Here is a 15,492-nt window from a genome sequence, read left to right on the forward strand (position 1 = left end):
ATTTGTTTCCTCTTACTTAGTTTGTTAGGACCGCTTTGTTGCTTCCTTTACTCGCTGAATATGCGCCATTTTATTGTTCCAGCAAGCCTCGCTTAGATCAACTGGATATTCTTCGGGATTCATCGTTCGTTTATATTCCTCCCAAAGAAGCTTCATATTTTCCAATGCATATTGTTGGATGTCCCTTATATGAGGCGTATCATATACAAGCTGCCCGTTTACAAAAATATCATGATGAAGTTCACGCGCTTCAAAATTTGTTACAAATTTACTGATAAAGGTATGAACGGGATGAAACATTTTCAGCCGTTCTTCTTCTTGGGGCTTTTCTTCTTCAAGGGCAATATAATCCCCTTCAGCGTGATGATTGACGAGATTAATAATTCGGTACACCTTTTTCAATCCGGGTGTACTAATTTTTTCAGGATTAGAGGAAATTTTAATGGTATCCATCATCTTTCCATTTTCATCCTCAATCGATACGATTTTATAGACAGCCCCGAGCGCTGGTTGATCGTAGGCAGTAATGAGCTTTGTGCCAATTCCCCAAGCGTCAATTTTTGCTCCCTGCGCTTTTAAATTCATAATGGTATATTCATCTAAATCGCTTGAAGCGACGATTTTTGTTTCTGGAAATCCGGCTTCATCGAGCATTTTCCGCGCTTCCTTTGAAAGATATGCCATATCACCGCTGTCAAGGCGAATGCCGATAAATTGAATGCGGTCCCCGAATTCCTTCGCTACCCGGATTGCATTAGGAACTCCTGATTTTAACGTATCGTATGTATCTACTAGGAACACGCAGTTTGTATGCGTTTCAGCATATTTGCAGAAGGCTGTGTATTCATCTCGATATGCTTGCACGAATGCATGTGCATGTGTTCCTGAGACAGGGATACCGAATTTTTTTCCTGCCCGTACGTTGCTTGTTGCAGAAAAGCCACCGATAAAAGCAGCTCTTGTTCCCCAAATTGCCGCATCGAACTCATGAGCGCGGCGCGTACCAAATTCCATTAGCTCTTCAGAACCGACAGTCTGCTTCATGCGGGCCGCCTTTGTAGCGATAAGTGTTTGATAGTTGACGATGTTTAGCATGGCTGTTTCAATAAGCTGCGCCTGGGCAAGCGGAGCTTCAACGCGGATCATCGGCTCATTCCCGAATACCAATTCTCCCTCCCGCATGGCACGTACTGTTCCCATAAACTTGAGAGAGTGTAAATATGAGAGAAAATCATCTGCATAACCGAGTTCTTCACGAAGATAATTGATATCGCTCTCTGTAAACCGAAACTGCTGCAAGTATTCAATGAGCTTTTCTAGACCAGCAAAAATGGCATACCCATTGCCAAATGGAAGCTTACGGAAGTACAGGTCAAATACTGCCCGGCGATTATGGAGCCCATCGCGCCAATATGCTTCGACCATATTGATTTGATATAAATCGGTGTGTAACGCATAGCCGTCATCTTCATACAGGTGATTCATCGTAATACCTCCTAGCTAGCTTTAATAACATTATGGGTAAAAAGAAGCTTTGAGATTCCCTGCTTACTATAAACATCGAGCTGTGCATATCCTATAATAGGGCGAGGGAAGCAGCTTGACAGAAATGCTTATGCAGCATTATTCACTTTTCCGTTTCCATATGTACAGAAGCATGATGATAGAAAGAGCACCTAATATGATTTTTCCTGTCCCGCTCCAATTGAGGACTTCATAAACGGAGTACGTTTCTAAGAGTAGAGCGGGCACTTTTCCGATTGTGCTGGAAATGATAAAGGAGAGCCAATCCATTTTCCCAAGCGCTGCAAACAATGTAACGAGACTCGACGGCACGAATGGCAGCAGCCGTAAGGAAAGAACGAGAAGAAATGCTTCCTTTCCCTCCACATGAAGCAGCCGCTCTGCCTTCGGATAGCGCGCTGCGTGTTGATTGACCCACTTACGGAAGCCGTTTCGATATAAAAAGAAAGCAGCAATTGCACCAGCTGCTTCTCCTATAAGAGATACAGCTGCTCCGCCGATAAAGCCAAATAGTTTTACATTAAGAGCTGTAAGAAATACACTTGGAATTACACCAATGATGCTGATAAGGATATTACAGATTATACTGAACAAGAAGGAGATTTCCTTGTGAGCCATGAGAATAGACTCTAATTCATTCATTGTCATAGATACTCCTATTATGGATGATGTATACAATCTTAGCATACAAGTATGGAGCAGAATAGATGCCTCTAGTTGAATTAACCGAAAAAAAGAATCCATTATCTATAATGCTCTGGTATCAGCCCCGCCTACGCTGTATACCTTTGGCGGCCACGCGTGCCGCCCTGCCCGATTAAAAGAATAACAAAGAAAAATGAAAAGTTCGTAAAAAATAAGTGAAGGAGTAATGTAATAATTATTAATATTATTCTATATACAATGCTGTTGAGATACAAATGAGTTCTTGCTGCGTCGAATTGTCTTCTAGCTGAAAATTTATACCCAAAGCAGGTCTTTGTAAATACAAAAAAACGACGTGAACATCACGCCGTTTTTTTGTATCTGCTTTTTGAAATTTGCCCGCTCTCGATGACCTGCCCGTTTTGTTTAACGGTCTTATAAGTGACAACAGTAACGTTTTGAGGTGTTTCGCTAACAACCTTCGAGGAAACATCTACGCTTTTTCCAGTGCTTGTACCAAAAATACGTACAACTGTGCTTCCTCCGTCGACAAAGGATTGAATGTAGATATAATGGCCCGTGTTATTTTTAAATTTCAGGTCTGGACCATAATCGGCTACAGTTGCATCCTGACCAAGCGGTACATAATGAACAGGCTTAGAGTGATTGCTTCGTTCCACAATTGATAAATCCGCACGAAGAACCGCTCCGTATAGTGTGCTGCTAACCTGGCAAACACCGCCGCCTGCCTCTTGCTCCAGCTTCCCGTTAACATATACGCCTGCTAATTTATAGCCGTTCGCTGCATTAGTCATGCCAACATGACCGTTGAAGCTGAATACTTCACCTGGTGCAACAAATACGCCTGTTAGCTTATTCGCTGCCCGCGATACATTATATACTTGATTTGCATTGCGGCCTGCGACTGATGTACGGTATTCGGCAATTACCTCTTTAATGCCCATGTTTTGTACATCCTCTGTTGTACGCTCTGGCTTCGCCGCAGTGACAGGCACGTCAATGCTGGCGGTTGCTTTGCTTACAGCTTCTTCAGTTAAAGCTTTCAGCTTTTCTTTGTCTACCTTTTCGCCGTCTGTGCTTGGAGAAATTGAAATATTTGTTCCAGTGATGCTGATTGATGCATTTTTTGGCTGCGACAGGAAGTCATTGTATTTATCCTTCATAAATTCATCGTATTTTTTCGAATTCAAATGCGCTGTCAGTTCATAGGAACGCTGAAGCTTTCCTTCATTAGCCTGTTTTCTTAATGTATAGCGTTCGCGAATATTGCCCTCTTGTTCCTTGAAAATCTCGTCCACAATGTCAGTACCTTTATATTGCACACCTAAGTCTTTCCATGTAAAGGTACTGTTTGTACCGCGCAAGGAGTAGGTGATGGATTGCTGGTTCAGCGAGTCCACTTTTTGTTGAATAACTTTTGCTGCTTCATCCTTCGTCTTTCCGTCTAAAGGTATACCTGCAAAGGTTGTATGCGGAAGAACATATGTATTGAGTTCATTATTCATTTTTGATACATAATTATAAGCAAATCCTCCAATAGCACAAATACCGATACCGGCTGCAGCTACTGAGCCGATAATCCAGCTACGTACTTTCATTTCTTTCCCTCCTGAATCTCTATTCCCTCAGTTTCATCCGGCAAGGCTGTCATCACTTGTATCTAGTATACTACTAAATGAAAAGGATGTGTAATGAAAAGATAAAATTTGTCATATTTCTGTAATCTTTGGAGTAGAAGGTAGAAAAAGATAATCTTTATATATGTCATACCATAATTATAAAGTAAATAAGAAACAAATTGTTACACTAATTCTATTTTTTGTAATTTTTATCTTCTGTTGCTCTCTTTTCTAATGGTCATCAAAGCAGGAAAAAGAGTATGTATTCTAAAACAAAGCAGAAAGGATTTTGGTTACATTAGGAGGAAGCAGCCGCTGTAAAACGGCTGTACAATCTTACGAGATAAGTATAATTTTGTGAGGCATTGTCTAGCTCCCATGACCTGCTTGCTGTGGGGAAAGACCTCCGCTCACCGAGGCAAAAAGCGCTTCCATGCGCGGAGAACTGTCTCCTTCGAGAGCAAGGCGGACCGTGGCTGTTTTTCTTACATGCGGGAATGAACCTCATAAATAGCAAACTTTAAATAATCTCCTTCATTTGCAGCGAGCAGTTTCGGATGGTCATAGCCAGCCCCGCTCCAATACACCTGGCGAAGAATTTTTTTTGCATCGAATGCTGCATCCTCCACCATCTTTTGAAACATATCAGCATGAACATGGTATGAGCAGCTGGCGGTAACGAAGAAGCCTCCATCTTTGACAAGCTTTAGGCCATTTAAGTTGATATCCTTATATCCACCCATTGCTTTTCGCACTGCATGGGCAGATTTCGCAAACGCAGGCGGGTCAACGATTACAACATCCCACTGCTTTTCTTCCTTAACAGCGTCCCGTAAATAGTCAAACGCATTAGCTACTACAAACTCTACATTATCGAAACCGTTCAGGGCAGCATTTCGCTTTGCAGTATCAATGGCATGCCCGGAAATATCAACAGCTGTTACGTGCTTTGCGCCGTATCGGCATGCATTCAGCATAAATGAGCCGGTGTGGGTAAAACAATCTAATACAGTTTCATTTTTAGAAACGAGCGGCGCGATTGCAGCACGGTTTTGACGCTGGTCAAAGAAAAAGCCTGTCTTTTGTCCATTTTCAATATCAACAATATAGGAGACACCATTTTCTTCAATTTGAATTTCAGTAGCAGATTCTCCGTACCAAAATCCCTTTTCCTGTTGTAAGCCTTCCAACTCGCGTACATATACGTCGTTTCGCAAATAAACAGCCTTCGGCTCGAAAACATCAAGCAGCCCTTTTAAAATCCATTCCTTTCTCAGCTCCATGCCAAGCGATAAAATTTGTACAACGAGAACATCCTCATACTTATCGACAATGAGTCCAGGAAGAAAGTCGGATTCGCCATATACAGCGCGGCAGGAACGGACATTCGGCAGAAGTCGTTGTCTATATTCCCAAGATTTTCGGATTCGTTCTACAAAGAATGCTTCGTTTAATTCTTCATCTGGATTTTGCGTTAGAATACGCACGATCATTTGTGAATTTGGATTTATGTATCCTTTTCCTAAAAAGAAGTTCTGATGATTGTATACATCTACAAAGTCCCCTGGTTCAAAGTCTCCTTCGATGCGATTTACTTCACTTTGAAATACCCAAGGATGTCCTTGCTCTAACCGTTTTTTTCGATTACGCTGTAAAATAACTTTTGCCACATGATTCACTCCATCATTGTATTTTGCTTATTCATCATACATAACTAAGAGGCAAGATGCCAACGAAAATGTTTCTATATTTCATCTTGTCCTATTTTAACCATCTTCAAAAGAAGGATATTTTACCGATCTTTCGTCTAAGGAAGATTTAATCGAATCCTCAAATTGGAGAAATTTATAATGAGTTGTCTTGTAGCTCGCGAGGAAAAATAAGAGCAATCCATTTTTGTGCAGCATAGAAGGGTAAACCTCGGCTTCCCTAGGAGGTGCTACTGTTGGGAGTATGGAACTTAATCATGGTTGCATTTTTAATTGCATTAACAGGTTTTTTCGTCGCAACAGAATTTGCAATCATTCGAGTGCGTCCAAGTCGAATTGACCAGCTTATCGCGGAAAATAAGAACGGGGCGCTGGCCGTAAAAAAAGTGATCACCAATTTAGATGAATATTTATCAGCATGTCAGCTCGGTATTACTGTCACGTCACTTGGTCTTGGGTGGCTGGGAGAACCGACTGTTCATCATCTACTGGAGCCCGTTTTTCGAGATATCCATCTTTCTCCAGCTATGGCAAGCATGCTTGCGTTTATTATTGCATTCTCTTCCATTACATTTTTGCATGTTGTAGTAGGGGAGCTAGCTCCAAAAACATTAGCTATTCAACAGGCAGAGCGTATTAGCCTGGCATTTGCTAAACCGATTATTTACTTTTATAGGCTCATGTTTCCGTTTATCTGGCTTTTAAATAGTTCAGCGCGTCTTGTCACAGGGATGTTTGGGCTCAAGCCGGCATCAGAGCATGAGGTAGCTCATTCAGAGGAGGAGCTGCGTTTTATTTTATCGGAGAGCTATGAAAGCGGTGAAATCAATCAGGCTGAATTTAAATATGTAAGCAATATTTTTGAATTTGATAATCGTATTGCGAAGGAAATTATGGTGCCTCGAACAGAGATTGTCGGGTTATATGAGGAAGACCCGATGGAAGTTCATATAGAAATTGTTCGTTCCGAAAAATATACTCGTTATCCCGTATTTGGAGAGGATAAGGATGAAATTCTTGGCATGGTTAATGTAAAGGATTTTTTTATCCATTATATGAAGGGTGAGGAGGGGCGTGTGGAATCCATTACCTCTTATATGCGCCCTGTTATTGAAGTAATGGAGACCATTCCCATTCACGATTTGCTGCTGCAAATGCAAAAGGAGCGCATTCCTCTCGCTGTACTATACGATGAATACGGCGGTACTGCGGGGCTTGTAACGCTTGAGGATATATTAGAAGAAATTGTCGGAGAAATTCGCGATGAATATGACGAGGATGAGCGAGCCCCGATTCAGCATCTGTCTGAGGACCACAAGATTGTGGATGGAAAGGTGTTAGTAAGCGAAATTAACGATTTACTTGGTCTCCATCTAGAGGAGAACGATGTTGATACCATTGGCGGATGGATATTAATGCAGGAGCAGGTGATTACAGAGGGGCAGTCCTTTACCGTTGGTGATTGGCAGTTGACTGTTATGTCTAAAGATTCTCATCAAATTAAGTTAGTTGAAATCAAAAGGTTGGTACCAAGGGAGGAAGTTGTTGTATCGGCATTGGAATGATCGCTTTCCTTGGAGGAGGTAAAGTGAGGGATTTAAAGGCAATGGAGGAGTCCATTGCCTTTTGAGATAGAGAGTATATGCTGCTCTTATAACAAAATCTGCTCCTTCTTCAGCAAACGATAGTAGAGATACACGAGCAGATATGCAAATTTGTATGAAAAAAAGGTCCGGCCAATATTCCAGCTGTTGTAATAGCGTACCTTTCTTAGTGTTACATAGAGTGCTTCAAGTAATGTTGTGAAGCTTGTAATCAAAAGAAGAGGGATCCAAACCCTCTTTTTCCGCTGTACAGAGTGTATAAAAAAAACGGTTAATATTGGATAGGTGCCAAGGTGTATAGGAAGAGAGCGAAAGAGATCGCGGTTACGAAACGGCCGCGTCCTCCAAAAGTTAAAATGTTGGCCTAAGACATCAAATATAAATCCAATAACCATTGCAATGGGGGAAATGAGCAGGAACGATCGTTTATTTTTTCGGTATAAATATGTTCCTGCGGCTATATGTAAAAATCCAATAAGGGAAAATAAGTTCACAGCATTTCCTCCTTCAAGAAAGTTATGTTTAGTTTGAAGGAGTTTTTCCGCATTTATGCAAGGTGAGAGATGTAAAAAGAGTGGATACAATATACCTAATATTTTGAAAAATAAAGCATCCTCATATAGAATGAAACACAAAGTTTAATGTTGAAGAAAAGAGGAAAGAAGGCGGGGAAGATGAGCGACATATTTGTGAAAACGACACTGCAAAAGCGAGTGCTGGCTCAGTTAGAGGAGCTGGTTGGGAGGTTTGCAGAACGAGAACCATCTCTTGATGCGTTTGGTTCCTTTCCGTTTGAAAATATACAAGAGCTAAAGGAAATCGGTTATACCTCGTTGCCGCTGCCAAAGGAATATGGAGGAGAGGAGATTTCTTTATACGATTTACTCCTCTTTCAGGAAAAAATTGCAGAAGGAGACGGCTCTACCGCCTTATCTATTGGATGGCATATGAGCCTCTTCATGGAATTGACCGAGCATAGACAATGGGAGCAGAAATTATTTTCTTGGATGTGCGGAGAAGTGAGAAATGGGGCGCTGCTGAATCGCGCTGCTACAGAGCGCGGGACAGGAAGCCCAACGCGCGGAGGAAAACCGGAAACGACGGCGCGCAAGGAAGGAGATCAGTGGGTTATTAATGGCCGGAAAACATTTACGACGATGTCGCCTGTACTTAACTATTTTATTGTCACAGCAAGCATAGCAGACAGCGATGATATTGCTGAGTTTCTCATACCGAGAGAATCCGAAGGAGCTGCAATTGAACAGACATGGGACAGTGTTGCGCTAAGAGGCACAGCAAGCCATGACCTGGTGTTAGAGAATGTACATATCCCCCATTCATATTTAGTGGAAACGAAAGATTTGGTAAAGAAGCATAACGGCTCGCTTCTTCATATCCCGGCTTGCTATTTAGGAATTGCGCGTGCGGCACGAAATTACGCTGTAAAGTTTGCGAAAACATACCATAATAATAGTACCCAGCAACCGATTGCCTCCTTGCCAAGCATTCAGCGTCTCATTGGAGAGATAGAGCTCGAGCTTATGCAGGTGCGTCATTTTATGTATAGTACAGCTGAAGCATACGATGCAGCTGATCATAAAGAGATGCTGCAGGGAGAGCTGGCGGCTGTGAAGCATGCCGTCACCAACACGGCTATCTCTGTTGTAGATAAGGCAATGAGAATCGTTGGAGCGCGCAGTTTATCGGGAAAAAATCCGCTTCATCGTTACTATTTAAACGTAAGAGCTGGTCTGCATAATCCGCCTGCTGATGATATTACCATTGCATTGCTGGCAAAGCTGGCGATTGAGTCCCAAGGATAGGAGGAGACCTCCGAATCTACGTGTTAAAGGAAGGATAACAGATGGATGCAGAGATTAGGAAGCAGCTTCGGGAAATCGAACGGCAGCATGATGTAAAGGTTTTATATGCAGTCGAATCAGGAAGCCGAGCCTGGGGCTTTCCATCAAAGGATAGTGACTATGACGTTCGATTTATTTATGTACATAGGAGAGACTGGTATCTTTCTATCGATCAAAAACGTGATGTGATCGAGAAGCCAATCAGCAATATGCTTGATATAAGCGGATGGGACTTGCGCAAGGCGCTGCAGCTGCTGGCAAAATCGAATCCAGCGCTTCTGGAATGGCTTCGTTCCCCAATTGTGTATGAAGAAGCGTCTGCAATTGCACAAAGCCTTCGAAATATAGGCTTATCACATATGTCAAAAAAAGCTGTGATGTATCACTATCTGCACATGGGAAAAGGAAATTATCAGGATTATTTACGTGGTGAAACGGTTAAAGTAAAAAAATACTTTTATGTTCTTCGGCCCATTTTTGTTTGTATGTGGTTAGAAACTGAGCAATCTATTCCTCCGGTAGAGTTTGATCAACTGCTGCAGGCGCAGCAACTGGCTTCCCCGGTGTTACAGGAATTGCAGGATCTCATTTTGCGCAAGAAAGCAGGGGAGGAGCTAGGGAAGGAAACGGCTCTTCCGGCCTTGCATGCATTTATTAAGGACAAGCTGCTGTACTATGAGCAGTATGTGAAGCAGCTTGAGCAGAAGGGGAAGACAAATATAGAACCGCTTAATAGACTGTTTCGTGAAACACTAGCGGAGGTATGGGAGAGGTGTTAGAAGCAGGAATCAGCTAGAAGAGGAAGCCTTTTAGTCGGCTTTTTTTCAGCAGAAAAATAGCACTTTTGCTTATAATTCCGTAGGAAAGCGGAAATATAAAAGAGAGTACAAAGATTGAGGAGGATTCCTATGGATATGAATCGTGTAAAGCAAATTTTATCATCCCCAGGCAATATTCGTGTTGAATACCATGGTGTACCGGTTTGGATTGAAAGCTGCGATGAAGGAAATGGTATCGCAAGCGTACATGATATTAAAAACCCAGATGAAACGGTGGAAGTAAAGGTAGCAGAGCTGGAAGAGATGTAAGAAAAGCCGGTCAGAAATAGATCTGACCGGTTTTTCTTAGCACGGAAGCATGCACGGCAGATTTTTATTTCAGAAGAATATATAAACTACAGCACCACTTTCTCATCTGTTCTTGAAATGGTACAATAGATTTTTAGAATATTCTATTTTTGGAAAGGGTGTTACATTTGAAGCAAGGTATTATTTGTTTAGGCGAAGCATTAATTGATTTTATTCCAACAGATGAAACAAATCTTACATATCAGAAGTGTCCAGGAGGCGCACCTGCAAATGTAGCGGTGGGCTTGGCGAGACTTGGCGTAAAGTCGACATTTCTCGGGAAATTAGGCGATGATGTGCTAGGAAAATTCTTGAAGGAAACGCTGCACGATTACGGCGTAGACACATCATATCTTCCGCTGACAAACGAGGCGAAAACGGGAGTTGTATTTGTCACGCTTGCGGCAAATGGAGAAAGAAGCTTTGAATTTTTTGTCGACCGTAGTGCGGACCAGCTGTTAAGTGAAGATGATATGGATGAGAGCTTGTTTGAAGCAAGCAAGCTGTTGCATTTTGGCTCCATTTCTCTTATTCATGAACCGTCTCGCAGTGCAACAATCCGTGCAGTTGAGCTTGCGAAAAAGCACAATGTTCTTGTTTCATATGATCCGAACCTTCGTCTTGGCCTTTGGAGCAGTGCAGAGGAAGCCCGTGAAATGATTTTATCTATGATGGAGCATGCGGACATTTTAAAAATTTCTGAAGAGGAATTGGAGTTTTTAACGGGTCATGCTGATATTGAGAAAGGACTTGAGGTATTATCCATTTACAATATCCCATACATCTTCGTAACGCTTGGAGCAGAAGGAAGCTATGTTGCGGCAGGTAAGGATATGAGCAAAGTCTCTGCGATGAAGGTGCAGGCAGTTGATACAACAGGAGCGGGTGATGCGTATGTATCCGGTATTTTATATAGCTTCCATGAGTTTATTGGTGAATCAGCGACTGTAAGCGATTTAGAGAAATTTGCAACATTTGCAAGTGTATCTGGCGGCTTGGCGGCATCGAAAAAAGGAGCGATGACAGCGCTTCCTACTCTAGAACAGGTATTGGAGCTTGTAGAGAAACATTAATAGAATGCTACTCATCAATGGAACCGGTTTTTTATAGAAAGCAGGACTCGCCAGCTGGACGAGGGAACTAGACACTGGGGAAAGACAAAAAGAGGAAGTGCTCCCCTCCTTTTTGTCTTTCCTATTTTCTTGTATCAAATTATTGTTTGGCATTGATTTTATATGAGATGTTCTTACTTTCTGCTTTCTATCCCCTTTTATTTAAGTACAATGAGCATAACATGAATCAATAGAAAATTGATTATTTCATCTCAACAATGAACTTTAATCGAGTCTAAATAAAAAATGACAAGCTTTTTCAGCCTGCCATTTTCCTATGAAATAATTTTAAGAAGCAGCTTTTTAAGAAGCGGCTTAATTTTTAAGCGTAAGTCCTCCGCGTGGTTCGCTACTAGAAAGTGATGGTTGTATATATTTTTCATTAATTGATATGTTTCTTCCTTCGCTTCGCCTTCTTCAATGAAAATACCAATTACCTCAAGTCCATGCTTGCGTGCAAGCTTCACAGCTTCGTGCGTATCTAGAATACCGTCCTGATGGTAGTCTAACGCAGATGGCTCGCCGTCTGTAAATACGAGTAAAAATTTATGTTTTTCCGGACGTTTTGCCAATGCTTCAGATATGATACGAATAATATAACCGTCTCGATTATCCTCTTCTTCGCGCAGCTGCATAATTTCTGGGCCGCAGCTTGGGGATATGGAGTTTTTGTAGGCGACGACCTCATGAATGACATTTGGCTTGTATTCTGACTTTGCGCTGGAAGCATCCTCCCAAAAGCCGCTAATCGCATGAGGAACCTTTAAGGATTTCAGTGCCTCATGGAACAGAACGACGCTTTTTTTGGTTTCCTCCATTTTGTTGTACATCGAGCCGGAGCAATCGACTAAAAGATGAAAGACAACATCGAGTTCCTTAGATTCATTCCCTTTCTTATAAAACATGCGTGGTTGTTTTTCCGTATAAATACGGTGGAATTTTTTACGGAGACGACCGTAATATTTCTCCGAATGAGCATTCGTTTTATTTTCAATCGTTTTCTCGATTGTTTTCTTTAGCTCTTTTACATCCTTGTTAATAAGGGACTTTATTACCTGATACGCAGCCTTTTCATCAATGGTCGGTTTGCGGGAGCTTTTTATAGTATGAACAGCACCAATATTATATTTACCATACGGACTTTCACCACTGCTGGATGCATGAGAGGAACGGGCATCCTTTGTATCCGCTGGGTTAAAGTTTGATTGGCTGCTTTTCTTTGAGCCGCCCTGAACGGAAGCAAGAGCTTGATCTGCATCCTCAGACTCACGCGCAGCGTTGCCCATCAGGTTTGTTTTCGTTCCGCTTTCTAGCTCGAAGCGTAAAAAGTTTTCATTATCATTGTTTTTGTTTTCCCGATGCCAAGTGGAGAACGTTTCATCCATTTTGTTTTTCTTCTCATCATCATCTAGGAGCTGTGTGTCATCGTTAGCTAATTTATGCGCACATTCGTCCTTTTTAATTTTCTCGGCTTTATCTCCAATAGGGGCAAGACCAAAATAATTGTTAACCATGTCGCTAGGTAATGCTTCTTCAAGCCGGTAGCGAATTTTCTCGACTGTATACATTGTATCTTCTGTATTACGTGCGTGAAATGCCTCGTACAGAAGCGATTCAATGCTAGTTAAATAGTCATTTCCAAAGCTTTCGTATTTATCGCTTGTCAACGTAAGGTAACAAAGTGAAAATAGCATGTCCGCTTGAAAATCACGGATACGGTTCATTTCGTATTGTGCTGTGAAGTAGCTTCGGTACGTATTTCTGCGCCATGTGAAAATTGATTTTGTGCCGGGACGGAGTGCTTTAATCTTCTCTTCTACCCGCAAATCCTCGAGCAGTACAAATAATTGTGTTAAAAAGTGCTTATGCGGTGAATCTAATAGCTCCTTCGCATACTCACGAATCAGCTTCATATCGGAATGGTGCCGATAGCCGAGGGCTTTTAAGTATACCTCGCTTTTTAAGCCAAGGATCTTATCTTCTTGGCTGCGGTCATCCCAAAAGCGGCTGATGGTTACCTTTCGCTCTCGTTCATCATAATACGCTTGATAGTCGTACTCTAATTGAGCGTTTGGATCCTTTAGGAGCGCACACATTAAATTTTCCATCTGTAGGAAGAGAGAAGCGTCAACTTTTCGTTCATTAAAGACCTGTCTCATGATTATCCCTCAAGAAAATAGCTTTCTGCAAGTTCCCGTACCGTCATTTGTTCTGTCTCGTCGCTTAGCTTCGCGATAATGCTTCGTTCAATTGCGCGCAGTACCGGAATATATAAGCTTAAGTCGCACGCATCGATAATGCCGCGGATGCTTGCTGCTTCCTCGCTCACACGTCCATCACGCGCTAATGGAACGAGATCGCTTGAAAACTGTGCAAACTTTTCAACAATCGCTTCATCCTTTAGCTTTGACTCGGATAGAAGGAGATCTTTTAATGTGGAGCCTTGGATATAAGGAACCTCAATGATGACGAAACGGTTTTTCAAAGCTTCATTTAGCTCGCTCGTTCCGACGTAGCCTTCATTAATTGCTGCAATTACACGGAAATCATCATGGCCGTACACAACCTCCTGCGTGAATGGGTTTGTGATCATTTTACGGTAATCGAGCGCACCGTGCAGCAGCGGTAATGTCTCCGGCTTCGCCATATTAATTTCGTCAATATAGAGAAAATGCCCGCCCTTCATCGCCTTCATAAGCGGCCCATCTACGAATGTAACCTCTGAAGCACCATTGTGAGCCTGAAGCGTGTTATAGCCCAGAATACCTTCTACATCCAAATCAACCGAGCAGTTAATGCTGTGCATCGGCTTTTGAAACAAGTACGAGAGCGTTTCAGCAAGAACCGTTTTTCCGCTTCCGGTTGGTCCCTTTAAAAGAACATTCTTTCCTAGCAGAAGTGCGGTAAGCGCATCTTCTAAAATGCTCATATCCTGTGCCTTGTACAGCTTTTTGCCGATAAGAAACGAGTCGCTGCCAGCGCTGTTTCTGTTGTTTTCATGTAGCTGTTGCAATTGGTTTTGTAGCTGTTGATTTATAGAAAAATGTTGAAACATTAAGATGACCACCATTCTGTTATTGTTTATAAAAGTATCTGTTATACCTATTATATGATACCTTCTTTGGCTATGCTTCGCAAAGGAAAGAGCAGTAAAAAAAAGCGGGAAAACCAACCAACTTTTGGATAGAAGGGTATATGTGAGGGATGTTTTTTGGTTCCTGTATACCTGAAATGCAAAAGCTATGTTGAGAAAAGCTTAGGATTTTTTATATGTAAAAAAGCCCCTCGTGAACGAAGGGCTTTATAGTTGTTTGATTAATAAAACCACCAAGGGCGGTGAAACCAAGGGCGGTAAAACCAAGGACGGTAAAACCAAGGGCGCGGGTACCAATAGCCGTACCATGGACGCGGTCCCCAATACAAAATGCGGGAATCCTCCATCGGGATTTCAGGGAATTGATGCGTATCAACATTTTGATACATGGTGAACACCTCCTTTGCATTGCTTATGTGCGATAGTGTATGCAGGGAGGGAGCGTAGAGAGCATATCCGACATGGAGAAAGAGTCTTTTCTATTAGTCTTCTGCTTGACTGAAAAATATTTTTTTCGAAGGGGAGACAAAGGCCTATTCCAATTGAATTTGTCCTGTATAAGGTGATATTGGTAAGAATTTATTATTATAAAGGAGGAAGCATTATGGAACGTATTCGTCCATTTGGGGGCTTTGGCTTTGGGCGTCCCTTCTTTGGTTTTGGCCGTCCGTTTTTTCCAGGATTTTTAGGAGGGTTGGCATTGGGAGCATTGCTTGCACCGCGTCCATACCCATACCCATATCCATATCCATATCCAGTGCCGTATTATCCATATTATCCGTACTATCCGTACTATCCGTATCCATACTACTAAGATATGACAGGTTTGAAAAAAGTATTGTAAGAACCAAAAACTATTAATGAATAAAACTTTATTAAAGTTAGCGAAACGAGTTAATTAAAGCATAAGATGGCCTAAACCGCCAACTTATGCTTTCTATATTTTTAATTATTTTGTAGTTGAACACAACATAATTAGGTATGTAGCAGGCATAACTCACTAAAACAAAAGATGAAAGAAGGACAAAACCACCAAGGGGAGAAGTCTGTCCAAAATCAAGTGAACTTCATTTATTAGCTATTCCGTTTTCTGGTATCAATTTAATTCTACCGGGAAACTTTTCGCCTCTTTATATGTCCCCTATGTATTTGCACCAGAACCTATTTCTTCTTTT

14 protein-coding genes are annotated in these 15,492 nt (G+C 41.8%); 6 read left to right on the forward strand and 8 right to left on the reverse strand.

Annotated features, from left to right (window positions below; translation table 11 throughout):
* Positions 1-24: 24 nt before the first annotated feature.
* From AC6HZ4_RS03710 to AC6HZ4_RS03725, 4 genes are all read right to left on the reverse strand, one after another.
* Complete coding sequence (locus AC6HZ4_RS03710) at positions 25-1,485, reverse strand: nicotinate phosphoribosyltransferase (protein ID WP_497493697.1); 1,461 nt, start codon at positions 1,483-1,485, stop codon at positions 25-27.
* A gap of 138 nt (positions 1,486-1,623) precedes the next feature.
* On the reverse strand, positions 1,624-2,166 hold the full coding sequence (locus tag AC6HZ4_RS03715; RefSeq protein WP_497493698.1) for a TVP38/TMEM64 family protein: 543 nt from the start codon (positions 2,164-2,166) through the stop codon (positions 1,624-1,626).
* Positions 2,167-2,531: 365 nt separating this feature from the next.
* Positions 2,532-3,788 (reverse strand): VanW family protein, encoded by a 1,257-nt coding sequence (locus tag AC6HZ4_RS03720; RefSeq protein ID WP_497493699.1) that lies wholly within the window; start codon positions 3,786-3,788, stop codon positions 2,532-2,534.
* 506 nt (positions 3,789-4,294) lie between these two features.
* Complete coding sequence (locus AC6HZ4_RS03725; protein WP_497493700.1) at positions 4,295-5,479, reverse strand: class I SAM-dependent rRNA methyltransferase; 1,185 nt, start codon at positions 5,477-5,479, stop codon at positions 4,295-4,297.
* Positions 5,480-5,775: 296 nt separating this feature from the next.
* Here AC6HZ4_RS03725 and AC6HZ4_RS03730 point away from each other — a divergent pair, with 296 nt between their 5' ends.
* Entirely contained in the window at positions 5,776-7,083 is a 1,308-nt protein-coding gene (locus AC6HZ4_RS03730) for a hemolysin family protein (RefSeq protein WP_497495588.1), read from the forward strand.
* Between the two features lie 86 nt (positions 7,084-7,169).
* Here AC6HZ4_RS03730 and AC6HZ4_RS03735 read toward each other — a convergent pair whose 3' ends face one another.
* Positions 7,170-7,616 (reverse strand): CBO0543 family protein, encoded by a 447-nt coding sequence (locus tag AC6HZ4_RS03735; protein WP_497493701.1) that lies wholly within the window; start codon positions 7,614-7,616, stop codon positions 7,170-7,172.
* A 180-nt stretch (positions 7,617-7,796) separates the two neighbouring features.
* Here AC6HZ4_RS03735 and AC6HZ4_RS03740 point away from each other — a divergent pair, with 180 nt between their 5' ends.
* From AC6HZ4_RS03740 to AC6HZ4_RS03755, 4 genes are all read left to right on the forward strand, one after another.
* A complete protein-coding gene (locus AC6HZ4_RS03740; protein WP_497493702.1) occupies positions 7,797-8,945 on the forward strand; it encodes an acyl-CoA dehydrogenase family protein in 1,149 nt (382 codons plus the stop codon).
* Positions 8,946-8,986: 41 nt separating this feature from the next.
* Positions 8,987-9,763: a nucleotidyltransferase domain-containing protein gene (locus AC6HZ4_RS03745; RefSeq protein WP_497493703.1), complete on the forward strand. Its 777-nt coding sequence runs from the start codon at positions 8,987-8,989 to the stop codon at positions 9,761-9,763.
* A gap of 129 nt (positions 9,764-9,892) precedes the next feature.
* Positions 9,893-10,072: an H-type small acid-soluble spore protein gene (locus tag AC6HZ4_RS03750; RefSeq protein ID WP_497493704.1), complete on the forward strand. Its 180-nt coding sequence runs from the start codon at positions 9,893-9,895 to the stop codon at positions 10,070-10,072.
* A gap of 167 nt (positions 10,073-10,239) precedes the next feature.
* Positions 10,240-11,184 carry a carbohydrate kinase family protein gene (locus tag AC6HZ4_RS03755; protein ID WP_497493705.1) on the forward strand — a complete coding sequence of 315 codons (945 nt, stop codon included), beginning with the start codon at positions 10,240-10,242 and terminating at the stop codon, positions 11,182-11,184.
* Between the two features lie 314 nt (positions 11,185-11,498).
* On the opposite strand, the gene AC6HZ4_RS03760 is transcribed toward AC6HZ4_RS03755, so the two are convergent.
* The 3 genes from AC6HZ4_RS03760 to AC6HZ4_RS03770 form a co-directional block, all read right to left on the reverse strand.
* Complete coding sequence (locus AC6HZ4_RS03760; protein WP_497493706.1) at positions 11,499-13,382, reverse strand: vWA domain-containing protein; 1,884 nt, start codon at positions 13,380-13,382, stop codon at positions 11,499-11,501.
* 2 nt (positions 13,383-13,384) lie between these two features.
* Complete coding sequence (locus AC6HZ4_RS03765; RefSeq protein ID WP_497493707.1) at positions 13,385-14,278, reverse strand: ATP-binding protein; 894 nt, start codon at positions 14,276-14,278, stop codon at positions 13,385-13,387.
* 260 nt (positions 14,279-14,538) lie between these two features.
* A complete protein-coding gene (locus AC6HZ4_RS03770; protein WP_497493708.1) occupies positions 14,539-14,706 on the reverse strand; it encodes a hypothetical protein in 168 nt (55 codons plus the stop codon).
* A 215-nt stretch (positions 14,707-14,921) separates the two neighbouring features.
* On the opposite strand from AC6HZ4_RS03770, the gene AC6HZ4_RS03775 reads away from it, so the two are divergent.
* Entirely contained in the window at positions 14,922-15,131 is a 210-nt protein-coding gene (locus AC6HZ4_RS03775) for a hypothetical protein (protein ID WP_497493709.1), read from the forward strand.
* The last annotated feature ends 361 nt before the right edge of the window (positions 15,132-15,492 follow it).

It is taken from the genome of Ectobacillus sp. OTK (genome assembly GCF_059698935.1).

Bases quoted from the DNA above. Each gene is read 5' to 3' on its own strand.
- AC6HZ4_RS03730 (WP_497495588.1), top strand. From the start codon at position 5,776: ATGGTTGCATTTTTAATTGCATTAACAGGTTTTTTCGTCGCAACAGAA.
- AC6HZ4_RS03775 (WP_497493709.1), top strand. From the start codon at position 14,922: ATGGAACGTATTCGTCCATTTGGGGGCTTTGGCTTTGGGCGTCCCTTC.
- AC6HZ4_RS03750 (WP_497493704.1), top strand. From the start codon at position 9,893: ATGGATATGAATCGTGTAAAGCAAATTTTATCATCCCCAGGCAATATT.
- AC6HZ4_RS03715 (WP_497493698.1), bottom strand. From the start codon at position 2,166: ATGAATGAATTAGAGTCTATTCTCATGGCTCACAAGGAAATCTCCTTC.
- AC6HZ4_RS03765 (WP_497493707.1), bottom strand. From the start codon at position 14,278: ATGTTTCAACATTTTTCTATAAATCAACAGCTACAAAACCAATTGCAA.
- AC6HZ4_RS03720 (WP_497493699.1), bottom strand. From the start codon at position 3,788: ATGAAAGTACGTAGCTGGATTATCGGCTCAGTAGCTGCAGCCGGTATC.
- AC6HZ4_RS03740 (WP_497493702.1), top strand. From the start codon at position 7,797: ATGAGCGACATATTTGTGAAAACGACACTGCAAAAGCGAGTGCTGGCT.
- AC6HZ4_RS03745 (WP_497493703.1), top strand. From the start codon at position 8,987: ATGGATGCAGAGATTAGGAAGCAGCTTCGGGAAATCGAACGGCAGCAT.
- AC6HZ4_RS03770 (WP_497493708.1), bottom strand. From the start codon at position 14,706: ATGTATCAAAATGTTGATACGCATCAATTCCCTGAAATCCCGATGGAG.
- AC6HZ4_RS03760 (WP_497493706.1), bottom strand. From the start codon at position 13,382: ATGAGACAGGTCTTTAATGAACGAAAAGTTGACGCTTCTCTCTTCCTA.
- AC6HZ4_RS03710 (WP_497493697.1), bottom strand. From the start codon at position 1,485: ATGAATCACCTGTATGAAGATGACGGCTATGCGTTACACACCGATTTA.